Here is a 24,975-nt window from a genome sequence, read left to right on the forward strand (position 1 = left end):
CTTTGCCAAAAATTTAAAATGTGATTGTATAAAAAATAATATTAATTTTTACTTAATTTAAGTAAAAATAAAGTTTATATTTCCAAAATTTGAATTTCATTTTCCAAACAATAAACTATAAAAGCACGCACTTTATCTTTTTTTAAAATTTCACTAATGGCAATCTTATAAGTTCTTACTTGCTCTTTATGTTTATCTTGCATAGCAAGACCTGTTTTATAATCAATTATGAAAGCTTCTTCATCTTTTAGAGTAAGCAAGTCTAATTGTTTAATTTCTCCATTAAAACTCAAAGCTTGCTCTTTTAAAAGCTTTCCATCGCTAATTAAATTTTGAAATTGAGTATTTTTCAGCAAAATTTCAATTCTTTTAAAAAGCTTTTCAAAATCACTCTCATCTAAAAAATGCCTAAATTTGCTCTTGCATCTTTGAGTAAGTATTTGAAAATTTTCACTCTTAGGGAGTTTTAAATTTTGCATAAAAAAATGAAAAGCATTTCCAAAATATAACTCTTTACTATCAAGCCTTTCTTCACTTTGAACTTCTTGTGGGCTAATTTTTTCAAATTTTTGTAAAGCTTGAATACTTTCTTTTTTAACACTTAAAATTTGTTCTTTGCTTTCTAAAAAACCTCTTTCTTGAGAGTGTATATTTAAAAATCCCCCCTTAAAATAACTTGGATAATTTCCATTTACACTTTCTTCGTTTCTTTTTATGATAATCAAACTTTCCTTAGCTCTTGTAAAAGCCACATAAAGTTTATTGATATTATCTTCATAATTTGCTCTTGTAATATTTTCTTTAAAAAGGGTATAAATAGGCTCTTTAGTAAGCTCTCGAATTTTATCTTTAATATGGAGTTGCCAACCTTGATTGATATCATATTCAAGCATAATGTCTTCATTGTTTGAATTGTTTTTAGATAAACTATCTAGCAAAATCACATGATCAAATTCCAAACCCTTAGATTTATGCACACTCATAATACTAATACCCATATTTTGTTCGCTTACTATTTTCAAAGTACAAGGCTCAAATAAAAGCTTTAAAAAATTTTCCTTAGTTTTAGCATATTCGATAAATTGTATTAAAGCGATATCATTTAAATCAAGTTTTAATTCCTTTATTAAAAAAAGTACATTTTCCATAGCATTTTTTGAAAAATCAAGAGTGATTTTTCTCGGCTCAAAACCTAAAAGTTCTTTTAAAAATACCAAGTAAAATTCATCACCAAAAATACAATATTTAGCATATTCTAAAACAAGTCTTACACTTGCTTTATTTTCAAGTAAAACATTACTTTGAGTAAATGCGGGAGTATTTTGTTCTCTTAAAAAATCCAAAACCATATCTGCATCGCTATTTTTCCAACACAAAATACAAATATCATCATAAGAAATGTTTTTAGATCTTAAAAAATTAATTTGCTCAAGTAAAGTTTCCAAAGTCTTTTCTTTAATCTCTTGAGCTTGATTTTTAACCTTTTGTTCTTTAGATTCCACAATACGCACAAAACCGCCTTTTTTACTTTCTAAGGCAAATTGCTCTTTATAATCTTTGATTTTTTCTTTAAAAGTTTCATTAACAAAATCAACCAAAAGCTCTTTGGAACGATAATTAGTATTTAAATTATCACTTTTAATTTGACTAAATTCTTGTTTTAACAAATCAAATAATTCTTTTTTTCCTTTACGAAAGCGATAAATACTTTGTTTTTTATCTCCTACATAAAAAAAAGTGCGATTTTTCTTAACCCCTTCTCCTGAAACAAGCTCAGCGATCAAAGGGCGTAAAATTTGATATTGGATCACGCTTGTATCTTGAAATTCATCAATAAGCAAATGCGAAATAAAACCATCTAAACGAAAATAAATCATATCCTTAAATTCACTGGTTATTAGCTCATAAACTTTTTTACTCACATCTTGGAAATTTAAGGTATTTTTATCTTTATGAAATATATTTTTAGCTTCACTATAATGATTTAAAAGATTCATTAAATTAGCAATTTTATAATTTTCAATCTCTATAGCATAAGTATTTAAAGCATTTATAAGCTCCATTCTCTTTGCGCTAAAATGCAAGTTAGTGCTTTCTAAATCTTGTAAATATTTTGTACTTTCAAATTTTGTCATAAAGCTTGATTGCATAAACACGGATAAATCTAAAACTTCGCTTTTAAAATTGTCACACAAATTTTTATAATTTTTTACATGAGTAAGACCCAAACAATAACTTCTTAACTCACTATAAACTTTATTGATATAAGCTTTAGACGGATTTGGAATTTTAGGACGATTTTGAAAATAAGCATTCTCATAAAATTTTTCAAGCTCGTTAAAAAAATTTTCTTTCTCATCAACTAAATTAATATAATAAGCCAAATCTTTTAATTCATCTTTTTTAAGAAGTTTTAAAAAAATCTCTCTTACATCAAGCCTCTCTTCACTCATTGTAAAATCACTACTTAAGCCCAAATTTAAAGCAAAAACACGCAAAATTTTTCCGAAAAAAGCATCAAAAGTACTGATTTTTAACTCTGTTCTTAAAAATTCTTCTTTTTTAGCATCTCTTAAAGAAATAAGCTCTTCTTTATCTTTACCTAAAAGCTTGCAAAGTTCATTGCATTCACTGGTTTTATTTTCTTTTTCTAAGTTTAAAAAAGTCTCAATAATTCTTTTTTGCATTTCATTAGCAGCTTTTTTGGTAAAAGTCAAAGCTAAAATTTCATTAATCCTAGCTCCTTTTAAAATAAGTGCTACAAAACGCACACTCAGGGCAAAGGTTTTTCCGCTTCCTGCACTCGCTTCTAATGCCAAAAAAGGCTCAAATTGACTCATTTTAATTCCTTTTTATAAATGAGTTTATAAGGACAATACTCATCTTGTTCATTTTCAAACTCTATTTCTTCCTTACTCATAAGAACCAAATCTTTAAGTCTTTCTTTCAGCTCATCTAAACTTTTAGCTTTTTGATGCAATATTTGCATACTATTTAAATCATAAAAACCCACGCTTGCATTTTCATCATATAAAGCTTGGTAAAAAGCAAGTTGATAAGAATTACTTGGCACTTTTCCACTTTTATAATCAATAATCAAATTACCTTCTTTTGAACTATCGATACGATCTATAGTACCCTTAAGTTTTATACTATCTGTTCCGAGCTTTAAAATATTGTTTAACTCAAGCTCTGTATGTGCGACATAAAAGCCTTTTGAAAAATGCTCTTTTTCATTTTTAGCAAATTGTATAAATTTTAATTTAAATACTTCAAGATCAAGTTCACTGATATTATATTTTTGATATTCTTTATCCAATAAATTTGCAAAAACTTTTATATCAAAATCATTATTTACATAATTTTTATAATAAATTTCAAGCATTTTATGGATGAAATTTCCTTGATTTTTCGCTTTACTTTCCTCACTTAAAACCCTAGGTTCTGCTAAATTTAAAATATAACGATAATAATAAGTTCTTTTTTGATTTTCCAATAAATTAAAACGACTAAAAGAAAGCGGAAACTCGAAAGGATTATACTTTAAAATAGGAGCTTTTATAGGAGTTAGATTAGGTTTTATGCCTTCATAGTCTAATTTTAAAGCATTAAGATAAGCTTTTTGGTGGATATGGGTTTCATAAAAAAAATCAAAATCAAGCTCATCTAAAAAACGTGATTTGCTTTTTTCTTCATTTTCCACAAAGCAAATACTTACTTCTAAAGCATTCTTCATCAAGCTTTCATAATAAAATCTTTGTAAATTTTCTCTTCTATCATAGCTAATCAATCCTGCTTTTTTACGCACTTCATTGTTTAAAAAAAGTTCATTAACACTTCTTTTAGGAATAAATTCTTCATTAAAATCAACCAAAATCACCCCATCAAAACAAAGCCCACGACTTTCTAAAAGTCCCATTACCGTAACCTTACCTCCACCTACATCACTAAGGGAAAGTTGTGAAATTTGCATGAAAAAAAGATGGATCAACTCTTTAAGAGTTAAAGACTGATTTTTCAATAAATCTTTAATAAAATAAAGTTCTTTTCGTATCAAATAAATAAGCTCTTGCTTTTCATTTTCTAAAAATAAAGCAAGTAATTTTTCAAAATATTCAAAATCACATTTCTCATCAAAATACTTTTTAAACTCTATAAAATCAAGCTTTAAAGAATGTAAAAGCGTATTGTGATAATCAAAAATCATCTGCGTGTCTTCAAAATAATCCTCTTGATTTTTATAAACAAAAGAAGCACTACTAGCACTTTCATAAAGTGCTTGAAATTTTTGATAAAATAAACTTTCTTTAATACTAATCCCACTTGCAAAATTAAGCATATTGTCTTTATCAAAAAGTCTTAAAAACTCACAAAAACTTTCATCTGGAGTTATAACTACAATATTTTCAGACTTTAAACCTTTGCGTACAAAATGTGAAATTTCATCCATAACAAAAGCGCATTGTAAAGCCCTTAATTCAAAAGATTTGAGTTTAATTTTTGAATTTTTTATTTTAAAAATTTCTTCTTTTAAAATCTCTTGTTTTGAAAGATTGATTTCATAATGAGTGTTTATTTTTAAATCAAATGTTTTTAAAAAATCAAGTTTTAAAAGATATTCGAGATTAAATTTACTCGTTTTAAAACTTAAAACCACTTCTTTAATCTGAGAAATTTCACTTAATAAATTTTCTTCAAATTTACTCAAAAAACCTTGCAAATCATAAACTATAGCTTCATACTCATCTAAAAAATCTTTATTAAGAGTGTAATTTTTAGGCAAAGAAAGATCATCATAAAAAGATTTCTTTTCAAGCAAAGCAAGATAATTCTTATATACCTCATCTAAAATTTCCAAATGTTCATTATAGGTGGCATAATAATCATTATTTTTAAGATCTTCTATGCTTTTTTTTTCTAAACTAAGTTCTTTGAAAAAGGAAAAAAGATATTCGTTGTTTTTCAAAAAAGCAAAAAATTCTACCGAAATTCCTAGTTTTTTTTCTAAATCCTTACTTTTTAGACAAGCTTCTTGCATTAAAAGCAAGCTTTCATAAGAACTTGCCTTATGAAAATTACTCAAACAAACTTTATCTAAAAATTCACCTATATGAATAGCACTATCTAATAAAGCATTTTGCTGTTTTTTTTGGTTATAATACTCTCTAATTTGTCTTGAAGAACTAAAAATTCTTAATTTCATTGAGCATTTAATTCGTAGCTAAAAAAACCCACTGTTTCTTGATTTGCATAAAACTTTAGCTTAAGCTCCCATCTGCCTTTATCTAATTTAGGCAAAGCGATACTTAAAATTCCATTTTTAACTTGTCCTTCTAACTTTTGATCAAAATTTTTAGTGAATGGTCTTGTAAGAAGAACTTGAACTTTTAAATCATCAGAATTTATATTTTGCAATGCAGAAATTTTAAAATTTGCAACATAGGAATTTTGATCCACTTCATAACTAGGAATTTTTCTTTTACCTATAAAAGTGATTTTATCATTTTGAAAATTTACTTTAAAAAATTTATCAAAATTTACTTGTTGTTTTTGTATTTGATTGTAATTATTTTCAACATTTTGATAAGAGTCAAAATAAAAATCATCCTCATATACAGGATGGTGACTTGCTATAAAAATCGTTACAATACAAGCAATAATTATAGCCAAAAGTGAAAGCAAAATACCATAAGGCCAAAAACTTCTTTTAGTTTCTAACATTTTTTTTCCTCTTTATTCTTCTTTGTGCATAGTATAACAATGCAAAGCAAATAAATCCATAGATAAGTATTCTTAAGATATTGATAGTATCACGATTTGCATTACCTATAGAATGTTCTAATTGTAATCCCAAGGATTTTGCCACACGATCTACAATATCTGCATAACCATTAAGTATAGCAGCATTATAAATATCACCTTTATTTGTAGCTAATATCGGCAAAATAGATCCTGTTCCAGGATAAGGACTAAGCACGGCTTCTTTATCAATCAAAGCTAAAGCACCTTTTGAGCCCACTATATCAACTTTGTGAGAATTTTTTGACAAAAGAAGCAATATATAAGATTGAGGAAGTTCTTTTTGTTTATTTAATAAAGTTTCAATTTCAGTTTCATTACCAACCATAACGCCGATAAAAATATTACTTTTTTGGTAAAGCTCTTTTCCTATAAGATTAATTTCATTACTTACTTTTTGACTTAAAATATTTTCATTAAAAAGTACAGCATCAAGAGCAAAAACCCTAGAAGGCAATAAAACAAAGAAAAAGATGGCTAAAAAAAAGCCATCTTGTAATATTTTTTTCATCCTATATGAAGATGATTTACAGTTAAAACCGACCAAGCGGTGATTGCAGCAGCAACAACTAAACCAATAACAATTAAATATTCCAAAGCCTTACTCATTGTGCTTCCTTTATACTTCTATGATCTTGTTCTTTTGAACCAAACATCTTTACACTTTGTGCATCTTTAAGACTATATGGCTTTTGCATCACTTCTTGCTGAGCTTTAAGACCCCAAATAGTTAAAACTACTAAGATAGCAAGTAATAAAACCGTAGCAATTAACATACCTGTAACACCTGAAAGAGAAAACACGCATCTATTATTATTTTCCATCATTCACCCCTTGAAAGAGAAATTACATACTCGCCAACAGCTTCTTTTTGAATATCATTAAGTGTTGGAAAACTCGGCATTGTTCCTATAAAACCAGCCTTACCACTATGTAAAACATCTACTACAAAAGCTGCAGAACCGTATTTTGTAAGATCTGGGAACATTCCATCTTGACCTTTTCCATCTTCTCCATGGCATGCTGCACAAGTTGCATAAGCTTCTTTACCTTTTGCTACTAAATTTTCATTTGCAGTTTTCTTAATAGCTGAAAGATCTTTTGCTACATAAGCAGCAATAGCAGGAATATCTTCTTCTGCCACACCTAAATCAGCAGCACCAAGCATTTCTCCACCTGGAAAATTCATACCTTTTGAACCATGTTTAATTACATTGATTATACCTTCTTCGCTACCCCAAATATTTAAATTTTGAGCTTTACCATTGATACCATCGCCTGTAATTCCATGACAAGCTGAACACTGAACTAAAAAGATATTTTGACCCATTGCTATTTTATCTTCAGGAGATAAATTTTTAAATTTTTCTTCAAATTTTGTATTATGAGTTGCTACTTCTTCATTGTATTGACCTATACTTGAAAAAGAATTTAAAGGATATCCCCATAGAAAATACCAAATAGCCCAAACAATAGTCAGGAAAAATACCACAGCCCAACCAGTAGGAACAGCATTTTTATACTCTCCTATTCCATCCCAACTATGTTCACTAAGCTCTGACTCGCCTTTTTTTTCTTTCATTTGCTTAAACATTCTACTCACAATAACTAGTGTGATTAAAATGATAAGAATAGCTCCAATTAAAGATAAGAGATTAACATTATCTTCTAAATTTAACCATTGCATTAAGCACTCCTTTTACTTTCTAATACACTATCATCAATATCATCTTTTAAGGCAAGGTTTGCATAATTTTCATAATTTCTCTCACCTTTTTTTTCTGTTCTATATAAATGATACCAATACGCATATAATACTATTGACAAAAACATAACGAGTGCAAAAAAACCATAACCTTGGAAAATCTCCCACTCATGTTTTTGGACTGTTGCTAAATCAAATGTGATTAAATTTTTAATCACATCAAAAACTATTGATAAATGTTCCATCATCTTACTTTAAGCTATTTAAATAAGCGATCAAAGCAACTATTTCTTTGATTTCACCTTTAGCAAAAGCATCTTTTACTTCTTGATTTTTCATTTGATCAACTATAGCCTGAGCTTCAGCTTTTACTTCAGCTTGTGCATCCTCCCAAGAACCAAGTTTTGTTCCATTTTCTGTATCATAAGGAACATTGAAAACTTTTTTCACAGTTAAAGCCTCAGCATAAGCAGTTTCAATATCTGCATTATTTTTAAACATATGCTTATATGAAGGCATAATAGAATCTGGAACAACAGAAGTAGGATCCCACATATGATTTTCATGCCAATCAACTGTTCTATAATTTCCTACACGAGCAAGATCAGGTCCTGTTCTTTTTGAACCCCAAAGAAAAGGTCTATCATAAGCAAATTCACCACTTACAGAATACATACCATAACGATCTGTTTCTGATTTAAATGGACGAATAAGCTGTGAATGACAAGCATTACAACTATCTTTAATATATACTGCACGCCCTGCAAGTTGTAAAACCGTATAAGGTTTTTTACCTTCAATTGGTCTTGCATTTTCTGCAAAATTTGGTAAAACTTCAACTATGCCTGCATAAGCAATCACTACAAAAACAGCTACAGCAAAAAAGAATGGATTTTTTTCTAACCAACTAAACATATTTTCTCCTTTTTATGCTGCCATAGGCGAAGCGCTTTTTGGTTCTTTATCAAGCACTCTTCCACAAGCAATTGTTTTGTAAATATTATAAGTAAACATAAAGAAACCGATAAGATACAACAATCCACCAATCGCTCTAATCCAATAATAAGGAACAATAGCTACAACAGTATCAATAAAGCTATAAAGCAAGTTACCATACTCATCTGTCGCTCTCCACATCATACCTTGAGTAATACCCGCAATCCACATTGAAGCAAAATAAAGAACTATACCTGTGGTTTGGATCCAAAATTGAGCTTCCATTAAAGATTTGCTATAAAGCTCTCTTTTGAAAACTCTAGGAGTCATATGATAAAGAGCAGCCATAGTCATAAATCCTACCCAACCTAATGTTCCATCATGAACATGTCCTGGAATCCAATCTGTAAAGTGTGCTAAAGCATTAACAGACTTAATTGAAAGAATTGGCCCTTCAAGTGTTGAGAACATATAGAAAGTTGATGCCAAAATCATAAATTTAATCAATGGACTCTCGCGAAGCTGGCTCCACTCACCTTTCATAGTAAGTAAGATATTAATCGCTGAACCCCAAGAAGGTAAAATCAATACTATAGAGAAAACCGAACCCATAGTTTGCATCCAATCAGGTACAGTTGAATAAATCAAATGGTGACCACCTGCCCAAAGATAAACAAACATTAAGCCCCAAAATGCAAATAAAGAGAGTTTATAAGAGAAAATCGGCTGACCACTTTCTTTTGGCAAGAAGTAATAAATTTGAGCAATAATACCCACAGTAAATACAAATGCCACAGCATTATGTCCATACCACCATTGTACTAAAGCATCATTTGTTCCTGCATACATTGATACACTATGCCACCATTTACCCATTCCAGTAACAAAATAAGTTGGTACTTCCATGTTGTTAAAAAGATAAAGCATAGCTATACCTAAAAATGTAGCTATATAATACCATAAAGAAATATAAAGAGTTTTTTCACGGCGAATTCCAATAAGTCCAAAAATACTTACACCCCATAAAACCCAAACAAGAACAACAAGAATATCTAAAGGCCACTCAAGCTCTGCATATTCTTTAGATGTAGTCACACCCATAAACAAAGATATAACAGCTAAAACCATAGTAAGCATATAAAGCCAAAAATGAAGCTTACCAACAGCCATTAAAAATCTTGACTCAGCCATACTTACCTTAAGAACACGCTGACCTATATAATACCAAGTTGCCCAAATCCCTGAAAGCATAAAACCAAAAATCACACCTGAAGTATGAAGTGGTCTAAGTCTTGAAAAAGTAGCATATTCTCCTGCTAAATAATTTAAGTTAGGATATGCCATTTGAAAAGCTATAAGAGTTCCTATAGCCATACCAACAATGCCAAACAATACGGTTGTAAACATAAAATATCTTGCAACCGTATAGTCGTAATTTAATACATTACCTGGATGCATCGACTTTCTCCTTAAAATTTTTGATAACAAGAGAATATTATAGAATATTAATTATACATTTTTTCTTAAAAATGATAATTTTGTTAATCATTTGTTATGCTTTATATTTTAAGGCTAAATCAGTCTTATTTATTGATATTTATCTTATAACCTAAACTTGGTACATTTTTTATAAAATCTTCACCCACTTTATCTCTTACTCTTTTAATAAAAGTTCTAACAGCAGTATCACTTACATGTTCACCTATCCAAACATTTTTCTTTATATCTTCATGCAAAACCAAAGCCCCAGGTTGCTTTAAAAGCAAAGAAATAAAAGCTAATTCTTTTTTAGTTAAAACAATTTCTTCACCATTGTAAATCAAAGTTCTTTTAGTTTTGTTAAATTGATATTCTTCAGAAATTTTTACAAGCATATTTGCTTCAATTTTTTCACCTATCAGATAATCTAAAACTTTAAACAACTCTTCTATATCAACAGGTTTAATCAAATATTTATCTATACCAATATCAATAGAACGCAAAAGTCTCTCTTTCTCTGAATACGCACTAAGAACAACAATTGGGACATCATCTGAAATTTCCTTAATCTCTCTTGCCATATCAAGCCCATCCATAATAGGCATAGCAATATCTGTGATAACTAAATCCGGCTTAAATTTTTTAAATTTTTTAAGCCCCTCATCTCCATTTTGAGCTCCGATTACTTTACTAAAGCGTTCGCTTAATACATTAATCAATGATTCTCTAGTCTTAATTTCATCTTCAACTACTAATATTATCAATTCTTTACATTCTTGTGACATTTCTACTCTACCCTCTCTTTTAGTTTTAAAAATACCTCAAAACAAGCCCCATCTTTTCCGTTCTTAACTTTTATTTTTCCTTGGAAACTTTCAATAATTTGTCTACTTATATAAAGTCCTACTCCTATACCCTGACTGGGATGTTTTGTTGTAAAATAAGGTTGAAAAATTTTATCTAAATTTTCTTTATCAATCCCACCAGCATTATCTTTTATTGTAATTTTCAGATAGTTTTTTCCAAATTTTGAAAAATTTATTGTTATGATTTTCCTTTTTTTGTTTTTAAATGCCTCTATTGAATTTAAAATCAAATTAAGAAAAACTCTTATTAAACCATTCTCATACGCCAAAACTTCATAATCACTTTTCGAAACAATATTAATATTTACATGATTTTTTTCTATAGTTTCAAAAGCAATTTCTAAGGCTTTATTTAAAGTCTCTTTTATAAATACACACTGCTCTACTCCTTTGTTAAACAAAGTTCTAAACACATCAATTGTTTCTGACATATTTTTAATCATATCTTTTGATTGTGAATAAATTTCAGCAAATCCTTTTTCATCTTTAAGATTTTGCTTCATTTGAAACATGGCAATACCAAGCTCATTTAACGGTTGTCTCCATTGATGTGCTATATCACTAATCATTTGTTCTAATGAAGATTTCAAAATCTCTTCATATGCTATTTTAATATCTTTTTCATTTTTTTCCAAGGCAATTTTCATTTTTTTCTCAAATTTTTTACCTAACTGTATAAATTCTTGTTGGTGATTTTTCACTGTATTTTCAAGATTAATACTTAATTCTCTTAATTTAGCGTGATTTAAAGCAAGCTCTTCATTAAGCTTAAAAGAATTACTGACATCATGAGAAAGTGCTACTATTTCTATTAATTCATTATTTTTATCCAATATGGGGATTAACAAAGTTTCAAGATAGAAGGTTTTGCCTAATTTATCAATATTTTTAAAAATAACCTGATAAGGCTTTTTATATGAAAGATCTTTTAAAAGCTTCTCAACATAACATTCATCAACATCTGGATGTTTAAATATTGAATGTTTTTTTCCTATAAGCTCTTTTTTGCTATATCCACTTATTTGACAAAGCTTATCACTGACAAAAATTAAATTTCCTTGCACATCAGCTCTTGAAAAAATTGTATTTTTTTCCAGAGCTTTAAAAAACTGATCTTTAAAAAAATCTTTCATTGAAAAGCCTTAAAACCTATATAGGCAAGATTTATACCGTAACAAACAATAATGCCATACGATAAATAATTAAACAAATTTTTCAAAAAATCACTAAAAAATTGTGAAATTTTAGAAAAAAATAACATCGCAGGTAAAGTTGATATTCCAAAAATCATCATTACCAAAATACCTTCAAAAATATTTTGCTTACTTATTGCATTGGCTATAAAAAAATACACCAATCCACAAGGAACAAAACCATTTGAAAATCCTAAAAATATAGCTGATTTTAATCCTTTAAAATTTTTAGATTTTTTAATAATTTTCTTTACAAAACTATCAAAAAAAACATTATTTTCAATAAAAGATAACATATTGCCTCTAAAAATAAGAGCAAAACCCAAAATCATCATAAATATACCAAGAATAAAAAATGACAAACTTTGAACCTTAGCATTGATTGCCAAGATATTCCCAAAAGTCCCAAAAATTATCCCTAAAACAATATAAGCAAAAATTCTAAACAAATGATAAATAAAAGTTAATAAAAATAAATTATTGCTTTTTGAATTTAAATTTATAAAAAGTAAATTAAAACCACCACACATAGAATAGCAGTGTCCAAAACTAGATAAAAAAGCAACGCTGATAATAGCTAAAAAATCTATACTCACATCAAATTCATAAATTCTTTAAAAATGTACTTACTTTCATGAGGACCTGAAGAACTTTCCGGGTGATGTTGCACTGAAATAATAGGATAGTCTTTATATCTTACTCCTTCAACATTATCGCCAAATAAATTTCTATGAGTGATATGAGCCACTTGAGCTAATTCTTCTGGAACATTATAATTATGATTTTGTGCGGTAATTTCTACCGTTTTTGTATCAAGATTGATCACAGGATGATTTGCTCCATGTTGTCCAAATTTCATTTTATAAGTTTCATATCCAAAAGCATTACTTAAAAGCTGGTGACCTAAACAAATTCCAAGCATAGGAATTTTAGCTTCTGCAAGTTTTTTAATCTCTGCAATCTCTTGTTTTAAAATTCTTGGCTCACCTGGACCATTAGAAAGAAACACACCTTGAATTTCACCTTTTTTATACAGAGTAATCAACTCATTTGCTTTAATATTATATGGATAAACTTCTACTTCAAAACCTACTTCTACGAGTTCATTTAAGATATTTGTTTTAACACCATAGTCTATAACAGCAACTTTTTTCTCGCCTCTTTTAGCGTCATTAAATTTTTGAAAACTAGCATTCCAAACGCCTTGTTTGTGAGAATAATTTTTCTTAGTGCTAACTTCTTTTACAAAATTTACTTCATCAATTTTTGCTGATTTTTCTAAGGCGATTTTTAAATCTTCTTTATTTGAAATTTCAGTTGAAATTACAGCTCTTAAATTGCCATTATTTCTTATCATTTTTACTAGATATCTCGTATCAAGTTCATAAATTCCTATTTTTCCATGTTTTTCAAGATAATCTTGCAGACTTTCTTTAGCGCGAAAATTTGAAAAACTGGAACTTAATTCACGCATTAAAACACCACTTGCAAAAATTTCCTTACTTTCATTATCATTTTCATTGGTTCCCACTATACCAATTTCTGGCATAGAAAATACGATAAATTGCCCTGCATAAGAAGGATCTGAAATAATTTCTTGATACCCTGTTAAAGAAGTGTTAAATACAAGCTCTCCAAAAAAAGTACCACTCTTTCCAAAAGCCTTAGCACTTAAAAAAATATCATTTTCTAAATAAATATAAACCTTCATTAAAACATACCTTTTTTTCTAAGCTCTTCTTGATAGAGTTTTTCAAAGATAAGATCGTATTCTTCACTACCTGGAATAGGTTTTGTTTTATAATTGCTAATTTTCTCATAAACCTCATCTTCAAGTTTTTCATAAATTTTAAGATAAGACTCTATGCTTGAAAAGATTAAATTTTTAACTCTATTTTCGCTCACTATAAAATTAATATAATCATTCTCTACAAGTTCTTCTAAAATTTGATGCGCTAGATGATTATGTCTATCTTCAGAATCTAAAATCACATTAAATTCGGGAGCTAACTTTTTCTTCACAAGCCAAAACATATTTTTACGATCTACTTGCATAAGTTCCATTTCATCTTCTTGTTGCTCTAAAAGTTCTTTTACTCTTTCATCTAATTTTCTTTCATTTAGAATATCTTTCTCTAAAACTTCTATTATACATACCTTAAGCTTTTCTAATTGATCTTTAATTTCTACAAAAGAAGAATTAGCTATATCTAACATCATTTTATTTGCGATATAAGGAATATGTGGTAATTTTATACGCATCTTGAAAACCTTTTATTTAATAATGTTTGAAATAATAGCTTATTTTTGGTAAAAGAATGTTAAAAATGAAAAATTTTCATTTTTTTAATCACCTAATTACTAGCATTATTATCTAAATTTTTTAAAAGTAAAGTAAGCTCGCTGGCTTTTTTTGGATCCATTTTAGATAAAACACCTGAAATTTTACGCGATTCCAAAGAAAGCATTATTTTGCTTGCATCCTCTGCATCCATTTGACTTAAAACATCTGCAATGGCTGCATCTTTCATTTGGGAGTAAATTTCTTTAACCCTACCTTGAGTTTTATCATTGATTGAATTTAAAATCTTTTGTTGTTCTTCTACAAGCCTTGCGTTTTCAAGTTTTAATTCTTCAATTTTTGCCAAAGTCGCATTAACCTCAGCCTCTTTTTTTTCTAAATTTTCAAGCCTTTCTTTTTGCAAAGCTTCAAAAGAGGCTTTATAAGCTTCTAAAGATTGTCTTGCTTCATCAAATTCTCTAGTTTGCAATTCAATTTGAGCTTTTCTAGCTTCAAAATATTGTTCACAATCTTGTTCAGCTCCAAAAACTACACTTGAAATAAAAACTAACAATATAAATTTTTTAATCATCTTTTTCTCCTTTGAAAAAACGACTGATTGCAATTTCATCTAAAAATTTTTCTTCAGCCTTGGCAAGTTCTTTTTGCTTTTGTTTAATTTCCTCGGCTTCTAAAACCTTCATTTTTTCATAATCTAAATGTGCTTTTTGATATAAAAACTGATAATGATTCATTTCTTTTTTAGAAAGTTCTACTTTCTCCTTAGCTCTTGCCAAAGCCTCGTGTCCTACTTGTGCCATACTTAAATTCGATCTTAACTCTGCTATAGATCCTGATTTTGGCAATACGCCTAAACTTTCACACTCTTGGCGTGAAAGTTCATAAGCTTTTTCATGTTCAAGCTGTCTTTGTTTAGCTTGATTAAGATTTGATTCTGCTTTATCAAGTTGTTGTTTTCTTACCTTTACAACAGAATTATATTTACTTTTCATAAGATGATAGTATCATCTCTTTCAGGGCTAGTAGAAATATACTTTACCTTAACCCCTGCAAGCTCTTCAAGTCTTGCTATATATTTTTTAGCATTTTCTGGCAATAAATCATAATCTTTTATACCAAAAACTTTATCCCAACCATCCATTTCTTCATAAATAGGTTGAACATTTTCTAAATCACTTGGTATATAGTCGATTTCCATACCCTTATATTCATAAGCACGACAAATTTTTATCTTTTCAAAACCATCTAAAACATCAAGCTTCATCAAAGATAAAGCATCAAGACCATTAAGCCTTGCTGTATATCTTACAGCAACCGCATCAAACCATCCACAGCGTCTTTTGCGTCCCGTGCTTACGCCAATCTCTTTTCCAATTTGCGCAATTTTTTCTCCATCTTCGCCCTTATCCTCAGTAGGAAAAGCTCCATTTCCCACACGCGTTGCATAAGCTTTTACAATACCTATAATATTTCCCGCTTCTTTAGGATTTAACCCAAGTCCTGTTAAAGCGCCTGCTGAAATAGTACTTGAACTTGTAACATAAGGATAAGTTCCATGATCAATATCAAGCATAGAGCCCTGAGCTCCTTCTAAAAGTACTCTTTTATCTTCATCTAAAGCCTTCCAAAGCATTCTTGTAGTATCTGTAATATAAGGAGTTAAAATTTCATTAAAACGTTTTAAATCAGCAAGCAATTCTTCAGCACTTGGAATTTCAATTTCAAGCATTTCAAAAAAAGTTTTATTAGCTTCAAAATCTTTTATCAAAGCCTCGCAAAGTCTTTGTGGTTCTAAAAGCTCTCCAACTCTATGTCCTGTACGATTAATCTTATCTGCATAAGAAGGTCCTATACCCTTACCTGTTGTTCCTATGGCATTTTTGCCTTTGAGCTTTTCTTTTGCAATGTCTATTAAAGAATGATGTTTTAAATTTAAATGAGCTCTATCGCTGATATATAATCTACCTTTTAAATTTTCAAATTGAGCCATTTCAGCAATCAATACTTCAGGAGAAACCACAACTCCATTTCCGATAATATTAATACATCTTGGATGCAAAACTCCACTTGGCATAAGATGAAGCGCATATCTTACACCATTTACCCAAATCGTATGTCCTGCATTGTGTCCACCTGCACTTCTGCAAACAAAATCATAATTTTCACATAATTTATCAACTACCTTACCTTTTCCTTCATCGCCCCATTGAATGCCGACAATAATATCTGCTTTGCTCATAAAAATTTCCTTGATTTTACTTTAATATTGGCGAGAAGATGAGAGAATCGAACTCCCCAAAGAATAGTCAACTATCCTTTCATCTGATTTGAAGTCAGTGGCGATCACCAGATACGCTAATCTTCCAAAGCGATAATTATAGCGATTTTTAATGAAAAACAAAATAAATTTATCAATATTCTTTTTGACTTCATATTAAATTTAAGCTATAATCTCACTCTTTTTTAGCATCAAGTTTTGATGATTACATTTTTAGGATCTTTCTTTGAATTCTTTTAAACAAAAATATTTAATCAATTTTTGGGACAATTCCCGTTCTATGATTGCACTTGGAATTTTAAGTGCAGTGTATTTTGGGATTTTTGGTGGCGTTTGGGCTGTTACTGGAGAAATGACGCGTTGGGGTGGTGAGTTTTTAGAGTTTTTAGGTATGAATTTAGATGGATATTCTTATTACCAAAAGCAAAATTTAAATGGAACCCCTTTAACAAGAACTGATGGTATTATGCTCATAGGTATGTTTATAGGTTGTTTAGTAGCCGCACTTTTAGCTAACAAAGTCAAATTTCGTCTACCTGCTAGCAATATAAGAATTTTTCAAGCAATAGTAGGTGGAATTCTTTCAGGATATGGAGCAAGACTTGCATTTGGATGCAATTTAGCTAATTTTTTTACAGGTTTACCTTATTTTTCTTTACACACTTGGCTTTTTACTGTTTTTATGGTTTTAGGAATTTATCTAGGAATGAAAATTTGCAACACTTCCTTTTTTAAACCTAAAGCTAAATTAGAACGGGTAAATAAAGAAAATTTGCCGTTAAACAAGCAAAGTTTGCGTACAAAATTATATTTTAACTTAGGCATATTGCTTTTCATAGCCTTTTTAGTTTGGGTGTTTTATCTTGTTTTTACAAATGGCAATATCAGCACACAAAACAAACAAAGCCTTCTAGCTTTAGCGCTGATTTTTGGTTTTGTTTTTGGCTTTGTTATTTCTAGAGGGCAAATTTGTTTTACTTCTTGCTTTAGAGATTTATTTTTATTTGGTAGAGATAATGCTATAAAAGGCGCATTAATCAGTATGATTATCGCCTCTTTAATCGCTTTTGCTTTTATCTTGCAAGGTCATACTAGCAAACTCATAGAACTTTCTCCTGCTGTAGCTGTAGGAGCATTTTTGTTTGGTTTTGGTATAGTTTTTGCCGGAGGTTGTGAGTGTGGTTGGGCTTATCGTGCCTTTGAAGGACAAAGTCATTTTATGATAGTAGGAATTGCAAATATAATAGGAACTATGATTTTAGCTTTAAGTTACGACTTTTTACCAAAAGCTTTTAAAGAAGGTATAAAAATCAATCTTTTAACTGAATTTGGAAATTTAAATGGATTTTTTATCAATCTTATTTTATTCATCTTAATGTTTGTTTTTGTAGTATTTTACAAAAAACACTTCTTTAAAAATCAACTTAAAGGATAAACAGTGAAAATTACTTATAGTTTAAATTTACAAGGTGAAGCTTGTCCTTATCCTGCTATAGCAACACTTGATGTCTTACCTAAGCTTCAAAGCGGAGAAATTTTGGAAGTGCTTTGTGATTGCCCACAAAGTATCAATTCCATACCTCAAGATGCAAAAAACCGTGGTTTTAAAGTGCTTGAAATCGATCAAAGTGGACCCACGCTAAGATTTTTAATACAAAAGCCTTAAAAAAGGCTTTTGTTCTCAAAGCTCTTTTAACATCTTTTCATAAGCTGCTTTAGTTCCAGATCTTACATTTGTAAACAAACTTGCAATAATAATCACCACCGAAGCTACTAAAAATCCTGGAACTATTTCATAAAGACCCGAATTTGCAAAATTCTTCCAAAGTACCACAGTAGCAGCTCCTGTTATCATACCTAAAATCGCTCCTACTCTTGTCATCCTACTCCAAAATAAAGAAAAAAGCATTACAGAACCAAAAGAAGCTCCAAATCCAGCCCATGCATAAGAAACTATACTCAAAACACTTGAATTTTTATCAGTAGAAATCAAAAACGCTATTACAGCTACCAGTAAAACACCTAATTTACCTAAATTTAATACAACATGACTTGGCGCATCTTCTCTAAAAATCTTTTTATAAAAATCTTCCGCTATAGTAGAACTTGAAACCAGCAATTGTGAACTTGCCGTACTCATAATAGCCGCTAAAATAGCACTGAGTAAAATACCTGCTATCCAAGGATTAAATAAAAGTTGCGACATCACAATGAAAATCTTTTCAGGATCTTGCAAACTTAATTCAAATTTATGCACATAAGCTATGCCCAAAATACCTATCATACAAGCACTTAAAAGACAAACCACCATCCAAGCAATACCTATAAAAGTGGCCATAGGAATATCCTTAGTAGAACGAATCGACATAAAACGCACTAAAATATGTGGTTGACCAAAATAACCCAAACCCCAAGCAAGTGCAGATATAATGCTTACAACTCCTACTCCTTCGCCCATAGATAAAGCTTGTAGTTTAATTTCTTTAACTATATTCATCGCTTCGCCAAAGCCACCTAAATGATAAAGCATAACCAAAGGCACAATGATTAAAGCCATCATCATTAAAAGCCCTTGTATCATATCCGTCCAACAAACCGCCTTATATCCACCTAAAAAAGTATAAGCAACAATAATAATCGTTCCAGTAGTTAAAGCATAATCATATCTGATACCAAAAGTACTTTCAAAAAGTTTTGCTCCACTTACAAGCCCTGATGAAACATAAAAGGTAAAAAATATCAAAATTACCACCGCACATACGATGCGCAGTATATGTTTATCATCATCAAAACGAGTTTCAAAATAATCAGGAATAGTCAAAGAATTTGCAATCACGCTGGTATAAATTCTAAGTCTTTTTGCCACAAAAATCCAATTTAAACTAGCTCCTATAGTAAGTCCAATTGCAATATAAGAATCTATAAAACCACTTACATATAAAGCTCCTGGTAATCCCATTAAAAGCCAACCACTCATATCAGAAGCCCCTGCGCTAAGTGCAGATATCACAGGCCCCATAGTACGCCCACCTAAAAAATAATCTTCTGAATTTTTATTTTGCTTATAAAAATAAAAACCTATATAAAGCATCAATAAGGCATAAACTACAAACATCACTGCTATTGGGGTATTAATTTGAACTACTTCCATCAATCTCTCCTTGATCATTAAGATATTGCTCTAATGCCTAAATTTCCATAGCGATGAAAAGATATACTTAAAGCTTTTTCATTAAAATAATTTAAAAGTTCAAAACGACCATTTAACAATGGCTTTTCTCTTATGATGATTTTAGCAAGCTTTGCAGCCTCTTTATAAATCTCATCATTTACATCTGGCTTTGCCAAATAACGCACTCTTTCATATTCTTTAATACTCTTGATAAAATTTTCTTTATTTTCTTTTAAAAATAATACTTTTGCTCCTATGCTTTGAACAATTCGTTCTATCATACTAACATCTTGTTCATCATAACTGATACTTAGATCAATATTTACAATATTTGCACCTAAAATCACCCCTAAAACATCTTTTAAGCTTTCATTTCCACAAAGTCTTAAAACCATATTCTTTATTTTAGTATAAGAAAAAAGATTATCTTCTCCACGAATATTGACATAATCTTTTGAAACACTAAACTCATTTTTATAATGATAAGCATAAGATTGAGACATTTCAATTAAATCGTTCATAAAATCTTGTGATTCTTTTAAATCTATTTGTGCTAATTTTTTTGAAAATTTATCTTCAATTAAATGATCATCAAAATCTTCTTGCTTAATCTCTAAAAATTGAGTGATATAATTATAAATTCCTACTTTTCTACCCAAACCTATAGCTGATTTTTTAATTCCACCAAAAGGTTGGCGAAGCACTATAGCCCCTGTGGTTGGTTTGTTGATATAAATATTTCCTGCTTCTATATGAGTGTGAAAATACTCCCATTCTCTTTCATCTAAGCTTTCAAAACCTGCAGTTAAACCATAACCTGTGGAATTTACTATATCAATAGCTTCTTTTAAGTCTTTAGCCTTCATCACACTTAAAATCGGCACAAAAAGTTCATTCATATGGGTAAAATCACCCTTTTTAGTGCCGTATTTTATGCCTGGAGTCATTAAATAAGGATTATCCTCTAAAAACTTAGGTTTTAATGCCCATTCTTCATAAGGTTGTAATTCATCTAAGGCCTTTTGAACTTTAGAACTTGGCTTATCAGCTAAAGCACCTAATTTATTTTTAAATTCAAAAGGACTGCCCACCGCCATAGAACTTGCAGCATCTACTAAAGTCTTTTTAAATTCTTCATCATGATAAACCTCTTCTTCTAAGACTAGCAAAGAAGTAGCTGAACATTTTTGACCGCTATTGCTAAACGCAGAATGAATGATATTTTTAATCGCACTATCACGATCAGCAAATTTAGAAACTATAGTCGCATTCTTTCCTCCCGTTTCAGCACTTAAAAGCAAGGTTGGATTAGCTTTTAACATAGCATAAGCAGTATCCTCTCCTCCTGTAAGAATTGAAAATTTAATCGCTTCATCAACAAGTAAATATTTAGAAATATCGCTTCCTTTTGAAGGTAAGAAAATCAAAGCGTCTTTTGGAATACCTGCATCCCAAAAACACTTACAAAGCATATAACCTGTTAGGGTTGAAAGTGAAGAAGGTTTATAAATCACCACATTACCTGCAGCTAGTGGTGCAGCTATAGTACCTACTGAAATCCCTATAGGAAAATTCCAAGGAGCTATGGTAACCCCTATGCCTTTAGGTGTGAATGTAACTTTTGGATTTTGTTTTTTAAGCTCTTCTAAAGAGTGCGGATAAAATTCTATAAAATCAATAGCCTCACTCACTTCTGGATCGATCTCTAAAAAGGTTTTGCCCACTTCTAAAGCCGCCAAACCTATCAAATCCCCTCTTCTTTCTCTCATAAGTTTTGCACTTTTGGCTAAAATTTGATAAATTTCATCATGACTTTTTTGTATAAATTTGGAATTTTTAGCTACCTCTAAAGCTTGTTTGATTTCTTTTTCTCCGGCTAAATAAGCCTTTCCTATCACTCTATCTTCAATCTTATCTTTAACTTCTAAAACATTTAAATTTTCTGCTTTAAAATCAAGCTCACCTATGACAGGATAAACATCATAATCTTTTAAATTTTCATATTTAGCTTTAATTTCTTTAGCCCATGCTCTATTTTGCGCTAAAATAAAATCCGTATCACTTTCGTTGCTAAATTTTTTACTTTCATAAGAACTTGTGATATTTAATTCTTTATTTCTATCTTGCTTGCGATGCGTAGTGTTATCAAGAGTTTTTATGCCTTCTAAAGATTTTAAAAAAAGTTCTTTTTGGATATTCCAGTTTTTATCTCCTACTTTAAGATTGAAAAAATAACGCATAAAATTATCTTCACTTGTATTTTCATCAAGGCGTCTTACAAGATAAGCAATGGCATTGTTAAAATGTGCTTCATCGCAAACTGGGGCATAAAGGATTAAATCATGCATTTTAGATAATTCATAAGAACATTGCAAACTCATACCTTCAAGCATTTCAAAAGTAAAAGAATCTAAAGCACCCGCTTCACTTATGCGTGTATAAGCATAAGCAATCTCAAAGATATTATGACTTGCAATTCCTATGTTGATGTATTTATAATTATCTCCTTCAAGAATAAAATCAAGCATTTTATTATAATTGCTATCAGTATCTATTTTTTTGTAAAAAGTAGGAAGCTCCCAGCCTTTTTGAGATGCAATAGTTTCTTCACTTTCCATATTAGCACCCTTAACAAAACGGATCTTAATAGGCTTCATACCTTTTAAAACCCTCTCTTTTGAAAAAGCAAAAAGTTTTTTAAGATACTCATAAGAATCAGGAATATAAGCTTGCAAAACAATCCCCGCTTTAATATCAAATTTAGCCACACTTTCCATAAAAGCTACAACGGTGAGTTCTAAATCTCTAAATTCTTCCATATCCAGATTGATAAATTTAGATACACCTTGTTTTTTCTCTTCTTCCAAGGCTAAAGCATAAAGATAATCTAGTCTTTTTACTACCTCTTCTTTGGAATAATCAAAATCTATAATATTAATTTGTGAAAAAATAGTAGTAATTTTTATGGAAATATAAGTGATATAACTTGATTTTAAAGCTTCTTCATATTTTTGTATGCGATATTTACTCTCAGCTTCACCTAAAACCTCTTCACCGATTAAATTCACATTTAAGGTAATTTTATCTTGCTCTTTTCTTTTCTTAATATGTGGTTCTAAAACACTAGGATTTGCATCTAGAACCATAGCTTTAGTATCTTCTCTTAAATGTTTGACAAAAAAAGGCACACTTAAATTAGGAGCAAATTTTCCAAAATTTAAAAAGCTAAAAAGTAGGAATTTTTCAAAAGTGCTAAAAAAATCCGCTATGCCATATTTACTCAAAGTATATTCTATAAGCTCAAAACTTGCATTTTTATCTTTACATCTAAAAGAACGATCTAAAAGTTCTATAAGCATAACTTTATTTTTGGGATTATTAAGAAGTTTTTGCATTTTTGAGTGAAATTCTTTTTCAGAATTTGAAATATTAGCTTCTATTTGTCCTTGCAATTCTTCAGCTAAGGCTAAAGCTTTTTGTATCATTTCGTATCTCCTAAGATAAAATAAATTTTAATAAATAATATATAAATAAGATAAAAAATAATATTTTAAATCATAGAAAATGTATAAAAAATGATAAAAAAAATTTTAATGGGTATATAAGTAACAAAAATTAAGAAATGATAATATCATTTTCTTGCTTATTTGCAACCTTAGCAATAATTTTAGCTTGAATATTTTCATCTTCTAGTTTTTTTAAACATTCTAAGGATTCTTTTTCACTTATAGAAATTAAAAGTCCTCCTGAAGTTTGCGGATCACAAAGTAATAATTTTTCTTCATTTAAATCAGGGATAAATTCTTTTATAAATTCTAAATTTTTATAAGCTCCAGCAGGGATTAAACCCATATTAAAATACTCTTTTACTCCATCTAAAAAAGGAAGTTCACTTTCAAAAATTTCAAAAGAAATATTTTTATTTAGCATTTCTTTTAAATGTCCTAAAAGTCCAAAACCTGTAACATCACTCATGGCACTTGGGTGAAATTTAAGAGCAATTTGACTGGCTTTATAATTTAACTCCATCATACTTTTAAGCAATATATCTAAATGTTTTTGATTTAGCATTTGTGCCTTTAAAGCTGTACTTAAAATTCCTGTTCCTAAAGGCTTGGTTAAAATGATACAATCTCCAACTTTAGAAGTATTATTAGCAATAAATTTACTAGGATGTACTTTCCCTGTAACACTAAGTCCAAAAAAAAGCTCAGTGCTTTCTATAGTATGGCCACCCACAACTAAAGCATTGCATTCTTGAACCTTATCATTTGCACCTTCTAAAAGCTCTTTTAAGATATTTAAATCATGATTACAAGTATCAAAACCTACTATATTTAAGGCATTAATCACCTCTGCACCCATAGCAAAAACATCGCTTAAAGCATTTGCTGCGGCAATAGCACCAAAATGATAGGCACTATCTACTATAGGAGTGATAAAATCAAGCGTTTGCACCAAAGCTAAATCGCGGCTGATTTGATATACACTTGCATCTTCATTATTTCCAATATCGCTAAGTAAGGCAGGGGTTTTTTGCATGAAATTTAAAATTGTTTTAAGACCACCCGGGCTTAATTTCGCTGCTCAGCCTGCTGCTTTAACAAAATGCGTTAAATTTTGATTTTTATATTGCAGTATTTTTCCTTTACAAAGTAATAATTTTTGCTTTACCAAAAAGCTCATTTAAAATTTCATAAGCATTGCCTATATTTCCTATTTTAAGTTCTTTGCTTTTATTAAAAAATTCCAGACAAGCTCCACAACTTATGATCTCAATACCTAAATTTTCAAGTTCTTTCATAGCTAAATGTGCTTTATGATTTTCATCAACATTGATTAAAACACTTTCATTTACGCAAAGAATTTTACTTGGAGCATGATCTAAATTTTTTAAGGTACTTAAAAATCCTACAAGTAAATTTTGTCCCAATTCACCCTCACCCACTTTGTCGGTTTTTAAAAATAAAACATTATAATCGTGAATATTTATTTCACTAGAATTAAAATTCTTTTTTTGTACTTTGATGCAAAACTCTTGTGCATTTTCATCTATAATAGGATTTAAATTTAAAGAGTTAAGAAATTTTACAACATTATTTTTTGAAATAATAGAATTTAAAACAATTTCCAAAATTTCATTTTCTTGAAGTTTTTCAAGAGCGTTTTTTGTTTCAACTATAGGCTGAGGACAAGAAAGATTGCGACAATCAATTTTCATTATTTTTCCTTAATATTAGCTTTG

The 24,975-nt window shown here is 29.6% G+C and carries 24 protein-coding genes and 1 tRNA gene; 2 read left to right on the plus strand and 23 right to left on the minus strand.

Translation table 11 applies throughout. The features are described from left to right. Window positions 1-74: 74 nt before the first annotated feature. From AJ881_RS02530 to AJ881_RS02620, 19 genes are all read right to left on the minus strand, one after another. A complete protein-coding gene (locus AJ881_RS02530) occupies window positions 75-2,840 on the minus strand; it encodes a RecB-like helicase (protein ID WP_070283149.1) in 2,766 nt (921 codons plus the stop codon). Then, window positions 2,837-5,203 carry a PD-(D/E)XK nuclease family protein gene (locus tag AJ881_RS02535; protein ID WP_070283148.1) on the minus strand — a complete coding sequence of 789 codons (2,367 nt, stop codon included), beginning with the start codon at window positions 5,201-5,203 and terminating at the stop codon, window positions 2,837-2,839. The genes AJ881_RS02530 and AJ881_RS02535 overlap by 4 nt, the downstream gene beginning before the upstream one ends. Then, window positions 5,200-5,721 (minus strand): FixH family protein, encoded by a 522-nt coding sequence (locus tag AJ881_RS02540; protein WP_002862138.1) that lies wholly within the window; start codon window positions 5,719-5,721, stop codon window positions 5,200-5,202. The genes AJ881_RS02535 and AJ881_RS02540 overlap by 4 nt, the downstream gene beginning before the upstream one ends. Beyond that, the gene (locus AJ881_RS02545; RefSeq protein ID WP_070283147.1) at window positions 5,708-6,310 is read right to left on the minus strand and encodes a hypothetical protein; all 603 of its coding nucleotides are present in this window, start codon (window positions 6,308-6,310) and stop codon (window positions 5,708-5,710) included. Before AJ881_RS02545 ends, AJ881_RS02540 begins: the two co-directional genes overlap by 14 nt. After that, window positions 6,307-6,408: a hypothetical protein gene (locus AJ881_RS02550; RefSeq protein WP_002858872.1), complete on the minus strand. Its 102-nt coding sequence runs from the start codon at window positions 6,406-6,408 to the stop codon at window positions 6,307-6,309. Before AJ881_RS02550 ends, AJ881_RS02545 begins: the two co-directional genes overlap by 4 nt. Continuing rightward, window positions 6,405-6,626, minus strand: a complete 222-nt coding sequence (locus AJ881_RS02555; RefSeq protein WP_072223679.1) for a DUF4006 family protein — start codon at window positions 6,624-6,626, stop codon at window positions 6,405-6,407. Before AJ881_RS02555 ends, AJ881_RS02550 begins: the two co-directional genes overlap by 4 nt. Next, window positions 6,623-7,486 (minus strand): cbb3-type cytochrome c oxidase N-terminal domain-containing protein, encoded by an 864-nt coding sequence (locus tag AJ881_RS02560; protein WP_002870877.1) that lies wholly within the window; start codon window positions 7,484-7,486, stop codon window positions 6,623-6,625. Before AJ881_RS02560 ends, AJ881_RS02555 begins: the two co-directional genes overlap by 4 nt. Next, complete coding sequence (locus AJ881_RS02565; RefSeq protein WP_002851307.1) at window positions 7,486-7,749, minus strand: cytochrome c oxidase, cbb3-type, CcoQ subunit; 264 nt, start codon at window positions 7,747-7,749, stop codon at window positions 7,486-7,488. The genes AJ881_RS02560 and AJ881_RS02565 overlap by 1 nt, the downstream gene beginning before the upstream one ends. A gap of 4 nt (window positions 7,750-7,753) precedes the next feature. Beyond that, window positions 7,754-8,419, minus strand: coding sequence for a cytochrome-c oxidase, cbb3-type subunit II (ccoO, locus tag AJ881_RS02570; protein WP_002870875.1), 666 nt, complete (start codon window positions 8,417-8,419; stop codon window positions 7,754-7,756). 12 nt (window positions 8,420-8,431) lie between these two features. After that, window positions 8,432-9,898 (minus strand): cytochrome-c oxidase, cbb3-type subunit I, encoded by a 1,467-nt coding sequence (gene ccoN, locus AJ881_RS02575; protein WP_002862142.1) that lies wholly within the window; start codon window positions 9,896-9,898, stop codon window positions 8,432-8,434. Window positions 9,899-10,023: 125 nt separating this feature from the next. Continuing rightward, complete coding sequence (gene bumR, locus AJ881_RS02580; protein WP_002862143.1) at window positions 10,024-10,704, minus strand: butyrate response regulator transcription factor BumR; 681 nt, start codon at window positions 10,702-10,704, stop codon at window positions 10,024-10,026. Between the two features lie 2 nt (window positions 10,705-10,706). Then, window positions 10,707-11,918, minus strand: coding sequence for a butyrate sensor histidiine kinase-like phosphatase BumS (gene bumS, locus AJ881_RS02585; protein ID WP_002862144.1), 1,212 nt, complete (start codon window positions 11,916-11,918; stop codon window positions 10,707-10,709). Beyond that, window positions 11,915-12,574, minus strand: a complete 660-nt coding sequence (locus AJ881_RS02590) for a sulfite exporter TauE/SafE family protein (protein WP_002870873.1) — start codon at window positions 12,572-12,574, stop codon at window positions 11,915-11,917. The genes bumS and AJ881_RS02590 overlap by 4 nt, the downstream gene beginning before the upstream one ends. Beyond that, entirely contained in the window at window positions 12,571-13,689 is a 1,119-nt protein-coding gene (gene carA / locus AJ881_RS02595) for a glutamine-hydrolyzing carbamoyl-phosphate synthase small subunit (RefSeq protein ID WP_070283146.1), read from the minus strand. Before carA ends, AJ881_RS02590 begins: the two co-directional genes overlap by 4 nt. After that, complete coding sequence (locus AJ881_RS02600; protein ID WP_002851269.1) at window positions 13,689-14,240, minus strand: DUF507 family protein; 552 nt, start codon at window positions 14,238-14,240, stop codon at window positions 13,689-13,691. The genes carA and AJ881_RS02600 overlap by 1 nt, the downstream gene beginning before the upstream one ends. A gap of 92 nt (window positions 14,241-14,332) precedes the next feature. Further along, window positions 14,333-14,851 (minus strand): MotE family protein, encoded by a 519-nt coding sequence (locus AJ881_RS02605; protein WP_002851265.1) that lies wholly within the window; start codon window positions 14,849-14,851, stop codon window positions 14,333-14,335. Next, a complete protein-coding gene (locus AJ881_RS02610) occupies window positions 14,844-15,272 on the minus strand; it encodes a flagellar export protein FliJ (protein ID WP_070283145.1) in 429 nt (142 codons plus the stop codon). Before AJ881_RS02610 ends, AJ881_RS02605 begins: the two co-directional genes overlap by 8 nt. Continuing rightward, window positions 15,269-16,519: an adenylosuccinate synthase gene (locus AJ881_RS02615; protein WP_002855302.1), complete on the minus strand. Its 1,251-nt coding sequence runs from the start codon at window positions 16,517-16,519 to the stop codon at window positions 15,269-15,271. The genes AJ881_RS02610 and AJ881_RS02615 overlap by 4 nt, the downstream gene beginning before the upstream one ends. Before the next feature lie 28 nt (window positions 16,520-16,547). Continuing rightward, window positions 16,548-16,645 (minus strand) — tRNA-Sec (locus AJ881_RS02620). A gap of 139 nt (window positions 16,646-16,784) precedes the next feature. Here AJ881_RS02620 and yedE point away from each other — a divergent pair. Both yedE and yedF (AJ881_RS02630) read left to right on the plus strand, forming a co-directional pair. Then, window positions 16,785-17,993: a selenium metabolism membrane protein YedE/FdhT gene (gene yedE / locus AJ881_RS02625; protein ID WP_070283144.1), complete on the plus strand. Its 1,209-nt coding sequence runs from the start codon at window positions 16,785-16,787 to the stop codon at window positions 17,991-17,993. A gap of 3 nt (window positions 17,994-17,996) precedes the next feature. Next, a complete protein-coding gene (yedF, locus tag AJ881_RS02630; RefSeq protein WP_002867050.1) occupies window positions 17,997-18,224 on the plus strand; it encodes a sulfurtransferase-like selenium metabolism protein YedF in 228 nt (75 codons plus the stop codon). A gap of 15 nt (window positions 18,225-18,239) precedes the next feature. Here the strand turns inward: yedF (AJ881_RS02630) and putP are convergent, their stop codons facing one another. The 4 genes from putP to yedF (AJ881_RS02650) all read right to left on the minus strand — a co-directional run bounded on the left by putP (window position 18,240) and on the right by yedF (AJ881_RS02650) (window position 24,951). Beyond that, window positions 18,240-19,709: a sodium/proline symporter PutP gene (putP, locus tag AJ881_RS02635; RefSeq protein ID WP_070283143.1), complete on the minus strand. Its 1,470-nt coding sequence runs from the start codon at window positions 19,707-19,709 to the stop codon at window positions 18,240-18,242. A gap of 17 nt (window positions 19,710-19,726) precedes the next feature. Then, window positions 19,727-23,215 (minus strand): proline dehydrogenase family protein, encoded by a 3,489-nt coding sequence (locus AJ881_RS02640; RefSeq protein ID WP_070283142.1) that lies wholly within the window; start codon window positions 23,213-23,215, stop codon window positions 19,727-19,729. Window positions 23,216-23,345: 130 nt separating this feature from the next. Then, complete coding sequence (selD, locus tag AJ881_RS02645) at window positions 23,346-24,368, minus strand: selenide, water dikinase SelD (protein ID WP_079264256.1); 1,023 nt, start codon at window positions 24,366-24,368, stop codon at window positions 23,346-23,348. Between the two features lie 10 nt (window positions 24,369-24,378). After that, on the minus strand, window positions 24,379-24,951 hold the full coding sequence (yedF, locus tag AJ881_RS02650; RefSeq protein WP_002870867.1) for a sulfurtransferase-like selenium metabolism protein YedF: 573 nt from the start codon (window positions 24,949-24,951) through the stop codon (window positions 24,379-24,381). Between the last annotated feature and the right edge of the window lie 24 nt (window positions 24,952-24,975).

It is taken from the genome of Campylobacter sp. BCW_6460, from assembly GCF_001762705.1.
GTDB classification, from domain to species: domain Bacteria; phylum Campylobacterota; class Campylobacteria; order Campylobacterales; family Campylobacteraceae; genus Campylobacter_D; species Campylobacter_D jejuni.

Bases quoted from the DNA above. Each gene is read 5' to 3' on its own strand.
- bumS (WP_002862144.1), bottom strand. From the start codon at position 11,918: ATGAAAGATTTTTTTAAAGATCAGTTTTTTAAAGCTCTGGAAAAAAAT.
- putP (WP_070283143.1), bottom strand. From the start codon at position 19,709: ATGGAAGTAGTTCAAATTAATACCCCAATAGCAGTGATGTTTGTAGTT.
- AJ881_RS02605 (WP_002851265.1), bottom strand. From the start codon at position 14,851: ATGATTAAAAAATTTATATTGTTAGTTTTTATTTCAAGTGTAGTTTTT.
- AJ881_RS02550 (WP_002858872.1), bottom strand. From the start codon at position 6,408: ATGAGTAAGGCTTTGGAATATTTAATTGTTATTGGTTTAGTTGTTGCT.
- AJ881_RS02545 (WP_070283147.1), bottom strand. From the start codon at position 6,310: ATGAAAAAAATATTACAAGATGGCTTTTTTTTAGCCATCTTTTTCTTT.
- AJ881_RS02555 (WP_072223679.1), bottom strand. From the start codon at position 6,626: ATGATGGAAAATAATAATAGATGCGTGTTTTCTCTTTCAGGTGTTACA.
- AJ881_RS02540 (WP_002862138.1), bottom strand. From the start codon at position 5,721: ATGTTAGAAACTAAAAGAAGTTTTTGGCCTTATGGTATTTTGCTTTCA.
- bumR (WP_002862143.1), bottom strand. From the start codon at position 10,704: ATGTCACAAGAATGTAAAGAATTGATAATATTAGTAGTTGAAGATGAA.
- AJ881_RS02530 (WP_070283149.1), bottom strand. From the start codon at position 2,840: ATGAGTCAATTTGAGCCTTTTTTGGCATTAGAAGCGAGTGCAGGAAGC.
- AJ881_RS02615 (WP_002855302.1), bottom strand. From the start codon at position 16,519: ATGAGCAAAGCAGATATTATTGTCGGCATTCAATGGGGCGATGAAGGA.
- yedF (WP_002870867.1), bottom strand. From the start codon at position 24,951: ATGAAAATTGATTGTCGCAATCTTTCTTGTCCTCAGCCTATAGTTGAA.
- AJ881_RS02565 (WP_002851307.1), bottom strand. From the start codon at position 7,749: ATGGAACATTTATCAATAGTTTTTGATGTGATTAAAAATTTAATCACA.
- AJ881_RS02535 (WP_070283148.1), bottom strand. From the start codon at position 5,203: ATGAAATTAAGAATTTTTAGTTCTTCAAGACAAATTAGAGAGTATTAT.
- AJ881_RS02640 (WP_070283142.1), bottom strand. From the start codon at position 23,215: ATGATACAAAAAGCTTTAGCCTTAGCTGAAGAATTGCAAGGACAAATA.
- AJ881_RS02560 (WP_002870877.1), bottom strand. From the start codon at position 7,486: ATGCAATGGTTAAATTTAGAAGATAATGTTAATCTCTTATCTTTAATT.
- ccoO (WP_002870875.1), bottom strand. From the start codon at position 8,419: ATGTTTAGTTGGTTAGAAAAAAATCCATTCTTTTTTGCTGTAGCTGTT.
- AJ881_RS02600 (WP_002851269.1), bottom strand. From the start codon at position 14,240: ATGCGTATAAAATTACCACATATTCCTTATATCGCAAATAAAATGATG.
- ccoN (WP_002862142.1), bottom strand. From the start codon at position 9,898: ATGCATCCAGGTAATGTATTAAATTACGACTATACGGTTGCAAGATAT.
- AJ881_RS02610 (WP_070283145.1), bottom strand. From the start codon at position 15,272: ATGAAAAGTAAATATAATTCTGTTGTAAAGGTAAGAAAACAACAACTT.
- carA (WP_070283146.1), bottom strand. From the start codon at position 13,689: ATGAAGGTTTATATTTATTTAGAAAATGATATTTTTTTAAGTGCTAAG.